This is a genomic window from Janibacter limosus NBRC 16128 (assembly GCF_001570985.1).
Classification (GTDB): domain Bacteria; phylum Actinomycetota; class Actinomycetes; order Actinomycetales; family Dermatophilaceae; genus Janibacter; species Janibacter limosus.
In genome coordinates, this window is sequence record NZ_BCSS01000032.1 from 1 (window position 1) to 15,108 (window position 15,108).

Annotated in this window: 16 protein-coding genes; 11 read left to right on the forward strand and 5 right to left on the reverse strand. The window is 70.6% G+C overall.

Annotation, left to right across the window (positions count from 1 at the left end; all coding sequences use genetic code 11):
- Positions 1 to 427 (reverse strand): AMP-binding protein (locus tag JLI01S_RS11885; RefSeq protein WP_157074930.1); only part of this gene is annotated, 427 nt, incomplete at its 3' end.
- Between the two features lie 120 nt (positions 428 to 547).
- Between JLI01S_RS11885 and ligA the strand changes: the two genes are divergently transcribed.
- The 5 genes from ligA to JLI01S_RS11905 are packed head-to-tail and all read left to right on the forward strand — an operon-like array spanning position 548 to position 6,260.
- Positions 548 to 2,686, forward strand: coding sequence for an NAD-dependent DNA ligase LigA (ligA, locus tag JLI01S_RS11890; RefSeq protein ID WP_245634606.1), 2,139 nt, complete (start codon positions 548 to 550; stop codon positions 2,684 to 2,686).
- A gap of 59 nt (positions 2,687 to 2,745) precedes the next feature.
- Positions 2,746 to 2,976, forward strand: coding sequence for a hypothetical protein (locus JLI01S_RS17150; RefSeq protein ID WP_169797323.1), 231 nt, complete (start codon positions 2,746 to 2,748; stop codon positions 2,974 to 2,976).
- Complete coding sequence (locus JLI01S_RS17155) at positions 2,973 to 3,449, forward strand: mycothiol transferase (protein ID WP_068264810.1); 477 nt, start codon at positions 2,973 to 2,975, stop codon at positions 3,447 to 3,449. Before JLI01S_RS17150 ends, JLI01S_RS17155 begins: the two co-directional genes overlap by 4 nt.
- A gap of 55 nt (positions 3,450 to 3,504) precedes the next feature.
- On the forward strand, positions 3,505 to 5,256 hold the full coding sequence (locus JLI01S_RS11900; RefSeq protein ID WP_068264812.1) for a DEAD/DEAH box helicase: 1,752 nt from the start codon (positions 3,505 to 3,507) through the stop codon (positions 5,254 to 5,256).
- On the forward strand, positions 5,256 to 6,260 hold the full coding sequence (locus JLI01S_RS11905; RefSeq protein ID WP_068264814.1) for a class I SAM-dependent methyltransferase: 1,005 nt from the start codon (positions 5,256 to 5,258) through the stop codon (positions 6,258 to 6,260). The genes JLI01S_RS11900 and JLI01S_RS11905 overlap by 1 nt, the downstream gene beginning before the upstream one ends.
- A gap of 74 nt (positions 6,261 to 6,334) precedes the next feature.
- Here JLI01S_RS11905 and tpx read toward each other — a convergent pair whose 3' ends face one another.
- From tpx to JLI01S_RS11920, 3 genes are read right to left on the reverse strand one after another with little or no spacing between them, the layout of a single operon-like run.
- A complete protein-coding gene (tpx, locus tag JLI01S_RS11910; protein WP_068264816.1) occupies positions 6,335 to 6,829 on the reverse strand; it encodes a thiol peroxidase in 495 nt (164 codons plus the stop codon).
- 57 nt (positions 6,830 to 6,886) lie between these two features.
- Entirely contained in the window at positions 6,887 to 7,681 is a 795-nt protein-coding gene (locus tag JLI01S_RS11915) for a hypothetical protein (protein ID WP_157074931.1), read from the reverse strand.
- Positions 7,678 to 8,121, reverse strand: a complete 444-nt coding sequence (locus JLI01S_RS11920) for an HIT family protein (protein ID WP_068264821.1) — start codon at positions 8,119 to 8,121, stop codon at positions 7,678 to 7,680. Before JLI01S_RS11920 ends, JLI01S_RS11915 begins: the two co-directional genes overlap by 4 nt.
- Before the next feature lie 23 nt (positions 8,122 to 8,144).
- Here JLI01S_RS11920 and JLI01S_RS11925 point away from each other — a divergent pair, with 23 nt between their 5' ends.
- Both JLI01S_RS11925 and JLI01S_RS11930 read left to right on the forward strand, forming a co-directional pair.
- Positions 8,145 to 8,681 (forward strand): type II toxin-antitoxin system RatA family toxin, encoded by a 537-nt coding sequence (locus tag JLI01S_RS11925; RefSeq protein WP_068264824.1) that lies wholly within the window; start codon positions 8,145 to 8,147, stop codon positions 8,679 to 8,681.
- Positions 8,678 to 9,481: a carbon-nitrogen hydrolase family protein gene (locus JLI01S_RS11930; RefSeq protein WP_068264826.1), complete on the forward strand. Its 804-nt coding sequence runs from the start codon at positions 8,678 to 8,680 to the stop codon at positions 9,479 to 9,481. The genes JLI01S_RS11925 and JLI01S_RS11930 overlap by 4 nt, the downstream gene beginning before the upstream one ends.
- Before the next feature lie 64 nt (positions 9,482 to 9,545).
- Here JLI01S_RS11930 and JLI01S_RS11935 read toward each other — a convergent pair whose 3' ends face one another.
- Positions 9,546 to 10,487: a PDDEXK-like endonuclease domain-containing protein gene (locus JLI01S_RS11935; RefSeq protein WP_068264828.1), complete on the reverse strand. Its 942-nt coding sequence runs from the start codon at positions 10,485 to 10,487 to the stop codon at positions 9,546 to 9,548.
- Positions 10,488 to 10,730: 243 nt separating this feature from the next.
- Here JLI01S_RS11935 and gatC point away from each other — a divergent pair, with 243 nt between their 5' ends.
- From gatC to JLI01S_RS11955, 4 genes are read left to right on the forward strand one after another with little or no spacing between them, the layout of a single operon-like run.
- Positions 10,731 to 11,027: an Asp-tRNA(Asn)/Glu-tRNA(Gln) amidotransferase subunit GatC gene (gene gatC, locus JLI01S_RS11940; RefSeq protein WP_068264830.1), complete on the forward strand. Its 297-nt coding sequence runs from the start codon at positions 10,731 to 10,733 to the stop codon at positions 11,025 to 11,027.
- A gap of 14 nt (positions 11,028 to 11,041) precedes the next feature.
- Complete coding sequence (gene gatA / locus JLI01S_RS11945) at positions 11,042 to 12,556, forward strand: Asp-tRNA(Asn)/Glu-tRNA(Gln) amidotransferase subunit GatA (RefSeq protein ID WP_068264832.1); 1,515 nt, start codon at positions 11,042 to 11,044, stop codon at positions 12,554 to 12,556.
- A 3-nt stretch (positions 12,557 to 12,559) separates the two neighbouring features.
- Positions 12,560 to 14,134 (forward strand): Asp-tRNA(Asn)/Glu-tRNA(Gln) amidotransferase subunit GatB, encoded by a 1,575-nt coding sequence (gene gatB / locus JLI01S_RS11950; RefSeq protein WP_068264834.1) that lies wholly within the window; start codon positions 12,560 to 12,562, stop codon positions 14,132 to 14,134.
- A gap of 55 nt (positions 14,135 to 14,189) precedes the next feature.
- Positions 14,190 to 15,107, forward strand: a complete 918-nt coding sequence (locus tag JLI01S_RS11955) for a 2-hydroxyacid dehydrogenase (RefSeq protein ID WP_369407376.1) — start codon at positions 14,190 to 14,192, stop codon at positions 15,105 to 15,107.
- The last annotated feature ends 1 nt before the right edge of the window (position 15,108 follow it).

The following is a 15,108-nucleotide window of genomic DNA, read 5'->3' on the forward strand; positions in this document are numbered from 1 at the left end:
TCGGCTCGCCCGCCGGCAGGTCCTCCTCGCTCGGGCCGACCGGGCCCGAGGTGATGACCGTGGTCGACGTGCCCTCGGCGCCCAGGTGCGCCTCAGCGGCGAAGTCGCCCCAGACGAAGGAGAACTTCGCGCCGGAGTCGGTGTAGAAGTACTCGATCTCCTGACCCTTGAGCAGCGGGTTCATCGGCACGACGATGCCGCCGGCGAGCAGCGTCCCGTAGAAGAGGATCGGGAAGGCCGGGACATTGGGCAGGATCAGCGAGACCCGGTCGCCGGGCTGCAGACCGGCAGCGCGCAGGGCGCCAGCCGTCTTGGCGGCGAGACCGTGCAGTTGCGCATAGGTCAGCTCGGCGTCATCGAGCTTGATCGCCACCGCGTCAGGGTGAGCTTGGGCGGTGGTGACCAGATTGGTCGCCAGGTTGGTCATCGTCGACTACTCCTTGGTAGGCCAGCGGGGTGTGGTGGCAATCTCTCACGGCCGCGCCCCGGAGCGGAAGGGGGTGACGCCACGACCCGCGGTGTCGGCAGCCTGCGGCAGGATGGTCGCGTGAGCGAGATCCCCGACGACGCCCGACACGCATGGACCGACTTGGCCGAGCAGGCCACGGCGGCCCAGTTCGCCTACCACGTCAAGGATGCGCCGACGATCAGCGACGCCGAGTACGACCGGCTGATCCGTGGCCTGCAGGAGCTCGAGGAGGCGCACCCCGCCCTGCGCACGCCCGACTCGCCGACGCAGACGGTCGGCGGCGCGGTCTTCTCCACCGACTTCACCGCGGTCGACCACCTCGAGCGGATGCTCAGCCTCGACAACGCCTTCGACGGTGACGAGCTGCTCGACTGGGCGCGCCGCGTGGAGCAGGAGGTGAGCGGATTCCACTACCTGTGCGAGCTCAAGATCGACGGCCTGGCGATCAACCTCCTCTACGAAGGGGGCAAGCTCACCCGCGCGTTGACGCGCGGCGACGGCCGCACCGGTGAGGACGTGACGATGAATGTCCGCACCATCGCTGGCATCCCCACCCGCCTCGACGACAGCGAGCACCCGGTGCCCGACCTCGTCGAGGTCCGCGGCGAGGTCTTCTTCCGGCTCGAGGACTTCGCCGAGCTCAACGCCGGCCTCGTCGAGGCGGGCAAGGCTCCCTTCGCCAACCCGCGCAACTCGGCCGCCGGGTCGCTGCGGCAGAAGGACCCTCGGGTCACGGCCCGCCGCCCGCTGCACATGCTCGTGCACGGCATGGGCCGGCGCGAGCGCTTCGACATCGACAGCCAGAGCCACGCCTACGAGCTGATGGCCAGCTGGGGGCTGCCGACCTCCCCGCACTACCGGGTCCTCGACTCGATGACGCAGGTGCGCGAGCTCATCGCCGAGGTGGAGCGCCAGCGCCACGAGTACGACCACGAGATCGACGGTGTGGTGGTCAAGGTCGACGAGATCGCCGTGCAGCGCCGCCTCGGCACCACCTCGCGGGCGCCTCGCTGGGCCATCGCGTGGAAGTACCCGCCCGAGGAGGTCAACACCACGCTCCTCGACATCCAGGTCAACGTCGGGCGCACGGGGCGGGTGACCCCCTTCGGCGTGATGGAGCCGGTCACGGTCGCCGGCTCGACGGTCTCCCTCGCGACGCTGCACAACGGCCACGAGGTCAAGCGCAAGGGCGTGCTCATCGGCGACACGATCGTCCTGCGCAAGGCCGGCGACGTCATCCCCGAGATCCTCGGGCCCGTCGTCGAGCTACGCGACGGCACCGAGCGGGAGTTCGTCATGCCGACCCACTGCCCGTCCTGCGGCACCGAGCTCGGCCAGCAGAAGGAGGGCGACAAGGACATCCGCTGCCCCAACTCGCGCACCTGCCCGAGCCAGTTGCGTGAGCGGCTCTCGTCGCTCGCCGGTCGTGGGGCCTTCGACATCGAGGCGCTGGGGTGGGAGGGGGCCGTCGGGCTCCTCGACTCGGGCGTGCTGACCGACGAGGGCGGTCTCTTCGGCCTCACCGCGCAGGACATCGCGCGCGTGCCGCTCTTCACCCGGACGGCGAAGAAGACCGACCCGGAGGATGCCGTGCACGACGGGCGGGTCCTGTCGGCCAACGGCGCCAAGCTCGCCGAGCACCTGCAGCAGGCCAAGCAGCAGCCGCTGTGGCGGGTGCTCGTCGCGCTGTCGATCCGCCACGTCGGGCCGACCGCCGCGCGGGCCCTGGCCCAGCACTTCGGCTCGATCGCCGCGATCCGTGAAGCCGACGAGGAGGCGCTCGCCGACGTCGAGGGCGTCGGGCCGACCATCGCGGCGTCCGTGCGCGAGTGGTTCGACGGCGAGGGCAATGACTGGCACCGCGGCATCGTCGAGCAGTGGGCCGCGGACGGCGTGCGCATGGAGGACGAGCGCGACGAGTCGATCACGCAGACGCTCGAGGGCGTCACCGTCGTCGTCACCGGCTCGCTCGAGCGCTACTCCCGTGACAGTGCCAAGGAGGCGATCCTCGCGCGGGGCGGCAAGGCCTCGGGCTCGGTGAGCAAGAAGACGCACTGGGTCGTCGTCGGTGACAACGCCGGCACCAAGGAGGCCAAGGCGCGCGAGCTGGGTCGCCCGATCCTCACCGAGGACGAGTTCACCGAGCTCCTCGAGACCGGGACCGTGGCGCGCTTCGCCGAGGCCGCGTCCGAGGCTGATGCTGAGGACGAGTCCTGACCGGGACCGGCGGACCACCGGCGTCGGACTCTCCCTTCGGCAGTCCGCTCGCGGTCTGGTTGAGCCGGCACTACCGGACCCAGGGCGCGCCCCGGGCCCACGAGTGGGAGGGCGAGCGGGGGGTCGCCCTCCCACTGAAGCCGCCACCGAGCCACCTCGGGGTCGACCCGAAGGCCACGCTGGATGTCCTGCGACGGTTGCACCTCGACCCCGCGCTGCGCGCACGGCTGGCGACGGACGACGGACCCGGCATCTTCACCGAGGTGACAGGGAGCAGGAGAGAGACATGAGCTCTGGCATCGATCGAGCCACCGTGCAGTGGTACATCGACTCGGCGCTGGCCAAGCTGCTCGCGCGAGCGGACGAGCTGGACGAGGCCGGGGGAGCCGAGCTGCTGTGCCGCCGGCCCGACGTCGAGGGGGCCAACAGCGTCTACGCCCTGATCGTCCACTGCTGCGGCGTGCTGGAGCGGTGGGGCGGCGAGACGATCGCGGGGCGATCGATCTCCCGCGACCGGGCCGCAGAGTTCACCGCGAGCGGGACTCTCGAGCAGCTCGAGGCGATCGTCGCCGCCCAGCGAGGGCGCTGGGTGCAGGATCTCGCCGACTTCGAGGCTGACGCGACCCCGCGCGGACCGGACGGCCGGGATGAGGGCGATCCCGAGCCGATCACGCAGGGTTTCGTCGCGCTGCACGTCATCGAGGAGCTCTTCCAGCACCTCGGGCACGTCGATCTGAGCGTCGATCTGGTGCGGGGGCGTTGAGGGACACACGCGCCGCTGTCGCCGTGAGGCTCTGTGCACGACTACCGTCGGGGGTGTGAGTGACGACAGTGTGACGACCCCAGAGCCCGACCAGCAGTCCTTCGCCGACCTCGGCCTCGACGAGCGCGTGGTGCGCGCCCTCAAGGACATCGGCTACGAGACGCCCTCCCCGATCCAGGCGGCGACCATCCCCGCGCTGCTCGAGGGACGCCACGTCGTGGGGCTCGCCCAGACCGGCACGGGCAAGACTGCGGCCTTCGCCCTGCCGATCCTGAGCCGGCTGGACGTCAAGCAAAAGCTGCCCCAGGCCCTGATCCTCGCGCCCACCCGTGAGCTCGCGCTCCAGGTCTGCGAGGCGATCGAGAAGTACGCGTCCCGGATGCCGGGCGTGCGGGTCCTGCCCGTCTACGGCGGTCAGGGCTACGGCGTGCAGCTGAGCGCCCTGCGGCGCGGCGTGCACATCGTCGTCGGTACCCCCGGGCGCATCATGGACCACCTCGACAAGGGCACGCTCGACCTGTCCGAGCTGCGCTTCCTCGTGCTCGACGAGGCCGACGAGATGCTCAAGATGGGCTTCGCCGAGGACGTCGAGACGATCCTCGCCGACACCCCGGACGACAAAAATGTCGCGCTCTTCTCCGCGACGATGCCCTCGCAGATCCGCCGCATCTCCAAGAAGTACCTCACGGACGCGCTCGAGATCACGGTGGAGCGCAAGACCGCGACGGCGCCCAACATCACCCAGCGCTACCTCTTCGTCTCCTACCCGCAAAAGGTCGACGCGCTGACGCGGATCCTCGAGGTGGAGAACTTCGAGGGCATGATCGTCTTCGTCCGGACCAAGAACGAGACCGAGACTCTGGCAGAAAAGTTGCGGGCACGTGGTTTTTCGGCCGCAGCCATCAACGGCGACGTGGTGCAGGCGCAGCGTGAGCGGACCGTCTCCCAGCTGAAGTCCGGCAAGCTCGACATCCTCGTCGCGACCGATGTCGCCGCCCGCGGGCTCGACGTCGAGCGGATCAGCCACGTCGTCAACTACGACATCCCGACCGACACCGAGTCCTATGTGCACCGCATCGGCCGCACGGGCCGGGCCGGGCGCTCGGGTGACGCGATCTCCTTCGTCACCCCGCGTGAGCGCCACCTGCTCAAGGCGATCGAGAAGGCGACCCGCACGACGCTCGTCGAGATGCCGCTGCCGTCCCCCGAGGACGTCAACGCCACCCGGCTGGGCCGCTTCGACGACAAGATCACGGCCGCGTTGGCCTCCAGCGACCTCGCGGACTTCCGTGGTGTCGTCGCCCACTACGTGGCCGAGCACGATGTACCCGAGGGTGACGTCGCGGCTGCCCTGGCGATCCTCCTGCAGGGTGACGAGCCGCTGCTACTGGGTCCCGACCCGGTCCGTCCGCCGCGGCGCGAGCGGGATGACCGCGGACCCCGCCGGGACGACCGGGGTGGCTCGCAGGGACGAGGCGATCGCAACGACCGTGGCTCGCGAGGCGACCGCGGACAGCGCGGCTCGTCGGGCCCGATGGCCACCTACCGGATCGCTGTCGGCAAGCGGCACAAGGTCGAGCCGCGCCAGATCGTCGGGGCACTGGCCAACGAGGGCGGTTTGGGCCGTCAGGACTTCGGACGCATCGACATCCGCGGCGACCACTCGCTCGTCGAGCTCCCCGCCTCGCTGCCGGCCGGTACCACCGACCGGCTGAGCCAGACGCGGATCTCCGGTCAGCTCATCGAGCTGAGCGAGTCCACCGAGCGCGCTGACAAGAAGCCGTACCGCAAGGGCCCGCGCACCTGATGGGTCCCGATCTCGACCCCGTGGACCGGTTGCTGGTCGACGAGCTGGGGGACCTCCCTTCGGGGCGGATCGCGGTGATCGGTGACGACCACGGCGCGCTGGCCGCAGCCGTGGCCGAGCGGGCCGGGGCTGATGTCGTGGCCCACAGCGACAGCCTGGTCAGCGAGCGGCGGGTGGCCGCCACGGGCGTCGAGGTGGCTCCCGACCTCGCGACGGCGCTCACCGGTGCCCACCTCGTGGTGCTGCGCCTGCCGGCATCGCTCGACGCCCTCGACGAGATCGCCCGCACCGCCGCGGTGGTGGGGGCGCCGGACATCCGGATCGTGGCCGGGGGGCGGGTCAAGCACATGACCCGATCGATGAATGACGTGCTCGCGGTGAGCTTTGAGCAGGTGAGCGCCAGCCTGGGCCGGCAGAAGTCGCGCGTCCTGCACGCCGCGACCCCGCGTGCGGTCGAGCAGTGCTGGCCACGCTCACGTCACCACGACGACCTCGACCTGACCGTGCACGCGCACGGTGCTGCCTTCGCCGGCACACGCATCGACGCGGGGACGGCACTGCTCATCAGCCAGCTGGACCAGCTCTCCGACACCGCTGCCACCGTCGTCGACCTCGGCTGCGGCAGCGGCGTCCTCGCCGCGCTCCTGGCTCGGCGCTTCGCCGATGTGGTCGCGCTGGACGTCTCGTCTGCAGCGGTGGCGTCGACCAGGGCGACGACCGGAGGCGCGGTCGACGTGCGCCGCACCGACGGGCTGACCGAGCTGGTCGATGCCTCCGTGGGCGCCATTGTGAGCAACCCGCCCTTCCACGTCGGCACCGCCAAGGACTCGACCCCGACGCTGGAGATGATCGCGGACTCGGCTCGGGTCCTCGTGCCCGGAGGTGAGCTGGTACTGGTCTACAACGCGCACCTGCCCTACCTGCAGCGCCTGCGGGACATCGGCGCGACCGACGTCCTCGTGCGCGACCGCAGCTACATCGTCACGCGCACCGTCCGGGACTGACCCGGGACCAGCGCAGATCGACCAAGGGACGCGACCGTGTGGTCGCGTCCCTTGGTCGATCGGAAGGGCTGGGGTCAGCCGAGCGCCTTGACGGCCGCGTCGTAGTCGGGCTCCTGGGTGATCTCGGGGACGAGCTCGGTGTGCAGGACCTTGCCGTCGGCGTCGAGGACGACGACCGAGCGGGCGAGCAGCCCGGCCATCGGGCCGTCGGCCATCGTGACGCCGTAGTCCTCACCGAAGGAGGAGCGGAAGGCCGAGCCGACCTTGACCTTGTCGATGCCCTCGGCACCGCAGAAGCGGGCCTGCGCGAAGGGGAGGTCCTTGGAGACGTTGACGACGGTCGTGTTGTCGAGGCTGGCGGCGAGCTCGTTGAACGTGCGCACGCTCGCCGCGCAGACACCGGTGTCGATGCTGGGGAAGATGTTGAGCACGACGCGACCGGGGACGTCGGCGGTGGTCAGCGACGACAGTCCGTCGCCGACGAGGTCGAAGGCCGGAGCGCTGGCGCCGGCGGCCGGCAGCTCGCCGACGGTGTTGACGGGGTTGCCCTTGAATGCGGTGGTAGCCATGTCTCATGCCTACACCCTCAGGGCCGGTGAGTCACGATCGGCCCGAGGTGTGGGCCCTCAGCCCGCCAGGTTCTGCACGAGGAGGCCGACGGGGACGAGGACGAGAGCGGACAGGCCCATCACGCCCATGACGAGCGCACCCTTGGACTCGGCATCGAGTGTCGCCCGCCAGCCCGCCCGCGTCATGATCGCCTTGACGGGCTGGTTGATCTCCGCGGTGGAGAACTCGAAGTCGACCCTCTTCTTGAAGCCGTCCAGGCCCAGGCCGTACTCGACCCGTCGGGTGTGGCCCCACTGTCGGCCGGACTGCACGCCCAGCTGGGCACCGAGGTGGGTCACCCCGGCACTCGCCTCGAGGCGGCGCGACTCGTCGGTGCGGCGGATCACGCCGGGCTTGCCGGTCGGGGTGAAGCGTGTGACGAAGGTCTGCCGCAGGTGGTGGGCCGTCGCGACGTGCTGCCAGCGCGCGTCGACGAGGTCGGCGTGCACGAGGATCGAGCGACCGTTGCTGCGCACCACATAGGGCGTGCCCTCGAAGGCCTCGGCCAGCGCCGGCGCCAACCACTCGACCGGCCACGGGTTGTTGCGGTCCGTCGCGGGAGGAAGGGGGGCTGCCGGGGGAGCGACGACGGTGTGACCCCCCTCGTCCACCAGTGCAGGGTCGGTCTCCCTGAGGAAGCCGACGAGTCCCCAGATCGTCGTGACGACCGCGATGCCCCAGATGAGCACCCACGCAGCCGCCGCCCAAGGCTGTCCGGTGCTGGCGAAGAGCACCGTGCCACCGGCGAGGGCCAGCGAGAAGGCGAGGATCATCGCGATGAAGATCAACGCCTTGACGCGGCGGGACATCATGCGGGCAGGGCCCCCGGGCCGGGGACATTGGCCGCGTGACCGTCGGCGCGCAGACGCGAGCGGAGCCGCTCGGCCACCTCGTCGAAGCGCTCGGCCGGGACGTCCTTCATGATCGCGTGCGGCTCGACCTCGGCCGCGGACGCTGCCGGCCACACGTGCACGTGCAGGTGGGGGACCTCGAAGCCCTCGAGCATCTGGGCGATGCGCGGGGTCTGCCACTCGGCCTGCTGCGCGCGACCGATGAGCCGGGCGACCTCCTGCAGGTGCGCCCATGTGGTCGGGTCGGCATCGGTCCACTGCTCGATCTCGGCGCGCGAGACGATCATCGTGTGGCCGTCGGTGACCGGCTCGATGGTCAGGAAGGCCACGCAGGTCTCGTCGGACCACACGAACCGTCCGGGGATGTCGCCGTTGATGATCTTGGTGAAGAGAGTCGCCATGCCGTCCAGCCTAAGGTGGAGGCATGCCCCAGGTCAGCGCCGACGTGCACGTCCCGATCCCACCGGACCTCGCCTTCGCCGTGTCCCAGACGACCGGCGTGGTCCGCCGACGGTGGGACCCCTTCATCCGCGAGCAACGCTTCCTCGACGGCGCGGACGAGCCGGGGGTGGGCGTGCGCACCTACACCCGCTCCTCCTTCGCCGGGCCGATCTCGCCGAGCATGGTCAGCGAATACGTCTCGTGGCGCCCGCCGACCTCCGTCGGGATGACGATGGCCCAGGGCCCGTGGTTCTTTGCGCGCTTCGGCGGTGGGTGGCGCTTCCAGCCCGACGGTGACGGCACGCTCGCCGTGTGGAAGTACACCTACGACGTGCGCCCCACCTGGCTGCAGCGCATCGCCCACCCGATCGGGCAGTGGCTGCTCGGCCGGGAGATCAGCAAGCGCATCGAAGGCTTCGCCGCCGGGTGCCGCGACGAGGAAGTCCTCGCTGCAGCGCGTGCGGACATGGCCCGTCGTGCCCGTGCCATCCCTCAGGGCGAAGGGGGCGAGGTCGCGTGAGCGGCTCCCTTCGTCTGGCGGGGTGCCAGTGGACCTCCACCGATGACCCGACCGCCAACCTCGCCCGCATCGACGAGCTCACGGGCCGCGCTGCTCAGGCCGGCGTCCGTCTGGTCGTCCACCCGGAGGCGGCGATGGCCTCCTTCGCCGGGCGCCTGGACACCGTCGCCGAGCCGCTCGACGGACGCTTCGCCGACGGGGTCCGCGCGCTCGCCGAGCGCCATGGCGTGGCTGTCGTCGTCGGGATGTTCACCCCCGCTGACGCGATCACCACCCCGGACGGTCGGGAGCGCTCGCGGGTGCACAACACGCTGCTGGTCACCGGCCCCGGCACGACGGAGACGAGCTATCGCAAGATCCACCTCTATGACGCCTTCGGCAACCGGGAGTCCGACAACGTGGCGCCGGGAGACGAGGTCGTCACGGTCGAGGTCGGCGGCTGGCAGGTGGGCCTGGCCACCTGCTACGACGTGCGCTTCGCCGACCACTTCACCGCGCTCGGTCGGGCCGGTGCGCAGGTCGTCGTGCTGCCGGCGTCGTGGGGCGACGGTCCCGGCAAGGCCAGCCAGTGGGACCTGCTGACGCGGGCGCGCGCCCACGACGCCCAGGCGTGGATCCTCGCGGTCGGGCAGGCGTGGACCGCTGAGTCGGTCTCCGGCCCCTACGGCATCGGCCGGTCCGTCCTCGCCGACCCCACCGGTGAGGTCCGCGCCCGGCTGGGCGGGGGAGAGGACGTGCTGGTCGCCGAGATCGACCGGGAGAGCGTCGAGCGGACCCGGGCGAGCATCCCGATCCTGTAGTTACCTGCGGGTACGACGTGCAGGTCTGGTGCAGGGCTGAGTTTCTTCCCCTGAATCTCGGGCCTCACGACGCGAGGTCGTCCGGAGGTGCACGTCGTACCCGCAGGTAGTTCTGGAGGAGAGTGCGCCGGACCAGCTCGCGGACCCGCTCCGGATGCCGCATCACCTGGTCCCAGCTGAAGCGCAGCACCAGCCATCCCTCTGCAATCAGCCGGTTGTAGCGGATGCAGTCGCGCTCGAGGGCCTCGCGACTCCCGTGCCATTGGAAGGAGTCCGCCTCGATGACGATCCGCAGTTGCTCGTCGGCAAGGTCCACGATCCCGATCTGTCCGTCGTCGTCGGTGATGCGCACCTGCGGTCTGACGTCCAGGCCGGGGATGTCCGAGACGATCCAGCGCAGCACCGACTCGAAGGGGTTCGCCGCGTCCGGATCGGCGAACCGGATCAGTCTCTCGACCTTGCTGCGGTACAACGGCGCCAGCCCCGCCGCCGCGAGGAGAAGTTCGTCGCGATCGACCGCACCTTCTCGCAACGCCGAGTCGAGTACCGCGACGGCCTCGTCCGGCGGAAGGAGACTGGCGCAATCGAGCGCCGTCCGCACCCGCGAGGTCACCCATCCGTCGTCACGATCGCTCGATGGCACATCGCGAATGCGTACATCGAATCTGCGGCGCACGCCGGTCGCGACCTTGCGGTTGCGAGGAAGCGCGACCTGCGGCTTGGTGGGCACCCACTTGGTCGGCCACCCCCACCGTGCCGTGGCGCTCAGCAGGATCGCGGTGCCGGACAGCTCGTGGGCCGCACGCCGTCCGGCCTCGGCCAGCTCCGTGAGCTCGGCGCGCTCACCGATCCATGTGGCGGAGGGCAGGGCATAGCGACCTCGCGACTGGCGGATGACGGTGCCAGCGGCCACGGCTCGGCGCAGCGCGCCCTCCGTGACTCGCGTGAGGAGCTCGGAGCGAGTGGCGACCCCACCGAGCTCGGCGAGAACCTCCTCCACCGGCATGTCAGCATCCTCGCGGCCGCGTGCGCAGCCTGCTCTGCGTCATCCACAGACATGTGACGTGCGGGTACGACGTGCACCTGCGGACCCTGGGGGAGTCACAAGCCAGCGTTCGCAGGCCTCGGCCCGCGACTGACGCGAGAGGTGCACGTCGTACCCGCAGGTAACAACCGATCGGTGCACCTCGCGAGGAGGCCCCGCCGACCGGGGACACCGCTCGCGCAGCCGGAACCTAGACTGTCGACCATGGCTGACCTCACTCGCGACGACGTGGCGCATCTCGCCTCGTTGGCTCGTATCGACCTGTCCGACGCCGAGCTCGACACCATGGTGGGCGAGCTCGCGACGATCATCTCCTCGGTGGCGGCCGTGCAGCAGGCCCCGATCGAGGGCGTCGAGCCGATGAGCCACCCGATGCCGATCGTCAACGTCACCCGCCCCGACGAGGTGCGCCCGTCGCTGACCCCCGAGGCGGCTCTCGCGATGGCGCCCGCCTCCGAGATCGAGCGCTTCGCCGTGCCGCGCATTCTCACCGAAGACTGAGCCAGAAGGACCCCATGAGCGACCCCACCCGCATGACCGCTGCCGCGCTCGCTGACGCGCTGGCCTCCGGTGACTTCTCCTCCGAGCAGGTCACCCGCGCCCACCTCGACCGCATCGAGGGAGTCGACGAGCAGGTCGGCGCCTACCTCCACGTCGCCGGTGAGTCCGCCCTCGCCGAGGCGCGCGCCATCGATGACCGCCGGGCGAAGGGGGAGGACCTCCACCGTCTCGCCGGTGTCCCGATCGCCGTCAAGGACGTCATGACGACGACCGGCATGCCGACGACCGCCGGGTCCACGATGCTCCAGGGCTGGGTCCCGCCGTACGACGCGACCATCGTCGCCAGGCTCAAGGCGGCCGGGATGCCCATCCTCGGCAAGACCAACATGGACGAGTTCGCGATGGGCTCCTCCACGGAGCACTCGGCCTACGGCCTCACCCGCAACCCGTGGGACCTCGAGCGCACCCCCGGTGGCTCCGGCGGTGGATCGAGCGCGGCCGTCGCCTCCTGGCAGGCGCCGCTGGCGACGGGCACCGACACCGGTGGCTCGATCCGTCAGCCCGCGGCACTCACCGGCTCGGTCGGTGTGAAGCCCACCTATGGCGGCGTCTCCCGCTACGGCATGATCGCGATGGCCTCCTCCCTCGACCAGGGCGGGCCGTGCGCACGCACCGTGCTCGACACCGCGCTGCTGCACGAGGTCATGGCTGGTCACGACCCGCTCGACTCCACCTCCATCGACCAGCCGGTCCCGGACGTCGTCGGCGCTGCGCAGCGCGCTGACGTCAAGGGCATGCGCATCGGCATCGTCAAGGAGCTCACGGGCGAGGGCTTCTCTCCGCTCGTCCAGGCCCGCTTCGACGAGTCGGTCCAGCACCTCGTCGACGCCGGCGCAGAGGTCGTCGAGGTCTCCTGCCCCAACTTCGTCCACGCCCTGGGTGCCTACTACCTGATCATGCCGAGCGAGGCGAGCAGCAACCTCGCCCGCTTCGACGCGATGCGTTACGGCTTGCGCGTCTCTCCGGACGGGGTCGACGCACCGAGCGCCGAGCAGGTCATGGCCGCCAGCCGCGACGCGGGCTTCGGTGACGAGGTCAAGCGCCGCATCATCCTGGGCACCTACGCCCTCTCCTCGGGCTACTACGACGCCTACTACGGCAGCGCGCAAAAGGTGCGTCGCCTCATCGCCGACGACTTCACCGCAGCCTTCGGCAGCGCTGACGTCCTCGTCAGCCCGACGGCTCCGACCTCGGCCTTCCGCTTCGGCGACAAGACCGACGACCCGATGGCCATGTACCGCGGTGACATCGCGACGATCCCGGCCAACCTCGCCGGCGTCCCCGGCATGTCGCTGCCGAGCGGACTGGCCGAGGACGGGCTGCCCGCGGGCTTCCAGATCCTCGCGCCTGCGATGGCCGATGACCGTCTCTACACCGTCGGCGCCGCACTCGAGCAGCGCCTCGTCTCCGCCTGGGGTGGGCACCTGCTCGAGCAGGCCCCCGAGCTGGCCATCACGAAGGGAGCCTGAGACATGGCGACGACCACCACCGACGACGTCCTTGGCTACGACGAGGCTCTGGCCACCTTCGACCCCGTCATGGGTCTCGAGGTGCACGTCGAGCTCGGCACCAGGACCAAGATGTTCTGCGGCTGCGCGACCGGCTTCGGCGCCGAGCCCAACACCCAGGTCTGCCCGGTCTGTCTCGGTCTGCCCGGCGCGCTGCCCGTCGTCAACGAGATCGGCGTCGAGTCGGCCATCCGCATGGGCCTGGCGCTCAACTGCGAGATCGCGCAGTGGTGCCGGTTTGCCCGGAAGAACTACTTCTACCCGGACATGCCCAAGAACTTCCAGACCTCGCAGTACGACGAGCCGATCGCCTTCGACGGTCATCTCGACGTCGAGATCCCCACCGCCTCCGGCGAGGGCACCGAGATCTTCCGCGTGGAGATCGAGCGCGCCCACATGGAGGAGGACACCGGCAAGAGCCTGCACGTGGGTGGCGCCACCGGCCGCATCCAGGGCGCCGAGTACTCGCTCGTCGACTTCAACCGCGCGGGCATCCCCCTCATCGAGATCGTCACTCGGCCGATCGTCGGTGCGGGCGAGCGGGCTCCCGAGGTCGCCAAGGCCTTCGTCGGGGCGTTGCGCGATCTGCTGCGGGCGCTCGAGGTCTCCGACCTCAAGATGGAGCAGGGCTCGATGCGCTGCGACGTCAATCTCTCGCTGCGCGCCAAGGCGGGCGATGACCCGACCTCACCCGAGCAGCTGGCCGTGCCCCTCGGTACCCGCTCCGAGACCAAGAACGTCAACAGCCTCCGCAGCGTCGAGCGGGCCGTGCGCTACGAGGTCTGCCGCCACGCCGCGGTCCTGACCTCGGGCGGGTCGATCCTGCAGGAGACGCGCCACTGGCACGAGGACACGGGCGTCACGACGAGCGGCCGCGAGAAGTCCGACGCGGACGACTACCGCTACTTCCCCGAGCCCGACCTCGTCCCGGTTGCTCCGAGCCGTGAGTGGGTCGAGGAGCTGCGCGCCGCCCTTCCGGAGCCGCCGGCGCAGCGCCGCAAGCGTCTGCTGGGCGAGTGGGGCTTCTCCGACCTGGAGATGCGCGATGTCATCAACGCCGGGGCCATCGAGCTCATCGAGGCCACCGTCGCGGCGGGTGCCAAGCCGCAGTCCGCACGCAAGTGGTGGCTCGCCGAGCCCTCCCGCCGGGCCAACACCGAGGGCGTCGACCTGACGACCTATGCCGAGCAGGTCGGGATCACGCCGGCGTACATCGCCGAGCTCGAGTCGATGATCGTGGCCGGCCGGCTCAACGACAAGATGGCCCGCCAGGTCCTCGAGGGTGTCCTCGATGGCGAAGGTGCCCCGACGGCCGTCGCCGACGCGCGGGGTCTCGAGCTGGTCCAGGACGACGGAGCGCTCGAGGCGGCGGTCGACACGGTCATCGCGGCCAACCCCGATGTCGCGGACAAGATCCGTGGTGGCAAGGTGCAGGCCGCCGGTGCCCTCATCGGTCAGGTCATGAAGGAGATGAAGGGCCAGGCCGACGCCGGCAAGGCCCGGGCGATGATCCTGGCGAAGCTCGGGGTCGAGGGCTGACGCCACCGCCACACCCGCGGTACCCGAGACGGTCGGCATGCCTACGATGAAGGGCATGCTGACCGTCTCCTTTCCTGACCAGACCTGGCTCGACGACGTGGGACCGATCGAGGGAGTGACCCCGGTCGTCTGGGACCCGACGCAGCAGCCGCCGGGGGAGGACGTCGAGGTCTTCGTGGCGCCCTACATGGCGCCTAGTGCCCTGCTCGAGCCGGTCCGCGACAAGCCCTCGGTGCGCTTGGTCCAGCTGCTCTCCGCCGGCGTCGACGCGGCCCTGCCCGTCGTCCCCGAGCACATCGCCCTGGCCAATGCCCACGGCGTGCACGACGCCGCGACCGCCGAGCTGGCGGTGGCGCTCGTCCTGGCCTCCCAACGCGGGTTCGACGAGTTCGCCGTAGCTCAGACGCAGGGGGAGTGGCTGCCCCGTGAGTTCCGCCCCGGTCTGGCCGACAAGCGGGTGCTCATCCTCGGCTACGGTTCGGTGGGCTCGGCGATCGCTCGCCGACTGGCCCCCTTCGAGGTGGAGCTGACCGCGGTCGCGTCGCGGGCTCGCGGAGGTGATGACCTCGTCGACCGCATCCACGGCACCGACGAGCTGCTCGACCTGCTCCCTCAGCACGACATCGCCATCTCGGTGCTGCCCGGCACGGCCGCGACCAAGGGCATGCTCGGGACCGAGGCGCTCGCTGCGCTGCCGGACGGAGCGCTCGTCGTCAATGTCGGTCGCGGTCCGGCGCTGGACACCGACGCGGCGCTGGCCGAGGCTGGCCGTCTGCGCTTCGCGCTCGACGTCACCGACCCCGAGCCACTGCCGGCGGACCACCCGCTGTGGTCGGCCCCGGGTGTCATCATCAGCCCGCACGTCGGTGGCGTGACCGAGGCCTTCCGTCCGCGCATGGTGGCGCTGCTGCGCGAGCAGCTGCGCCGGCTCGCTGCTGGTGAGCAGCCGCTCCACGTCGTGGACCGCGGCTGAG

Coding starts and splice junctions, on each gene's coding strand:
- JLI01S_RS17155 (WP_068264810.1), top strand. CDS start 2,973: ATGAGCTCTGGCATCGATCGAGCCACCGTGCAGTGGTACATCGACTCG.
- JLI01S_RS11905 (WP_068264814.1), top strand. CDS start 5,256: ATGGGTCCCGATCTCGACCCCGTGGACCGGTTGCTGGTCGACGAGCTG.
- tpx (WP_068264816.1), bottom strand. CDS start 6,829: ATGGCTACCACCGCATTCAAGGGCAACCCCGTCAACACCGTCGGCGAG.
- JLI01S_RS11915 (WP_157074931.1), bottom strand. CDS start 7,681: ATGATGTCCCGCCGCGTCAAGGCGTTGATCTTCATCGCGATGATCCTC.
- JLI01S_RS11920 (WP_068264821.1), bottom strand. CDS start 8,121: ATGGCGACTCTCTTCACCAAGATCATCAACGGCGACATCCCCGGACGG.
- JLI01S_RS11925 (WP_068264824.1), top strand. CDS start 8,145: ATGCCCCAGGTCAGCGCCGACGTGCACGTCCCGATCCCACCGGACCTC.
- JLI01S_RS11935 (WP_068264828.1), bottom strand. CDS start 10,487: ATGCCGGTGGAGGAGGTTCTCGCCGAGCTCGGTGGGGTCGCCACTCGC.
- gatC (WP_068264830.1), top strand. CDS start 10,731: ATGGCTGACCTCACTCGCGACGACGTGGCGCATCTCGCCTCGTTGGCT.
- gatA (WP_068264832.1), top strand. CDS start 11,042: ATGAGCGACCCCACCCGCATGACCGCTGCCGCGCTCGCTGACGCGCTG.
- gatB (WP_068264834.1), top strand. CDS start 12,560: ATGGCGACGACCACCACCGACGACGTCCTTGGCTACGACGAGGCTCTG.
- JLI01S_RS11955 (WP_369407376.1), top strand. CDS start 14,190: ATGCTGACCGTCTCCTTTCCTGACCAGACCTGGCTCGACGACGTGGGA.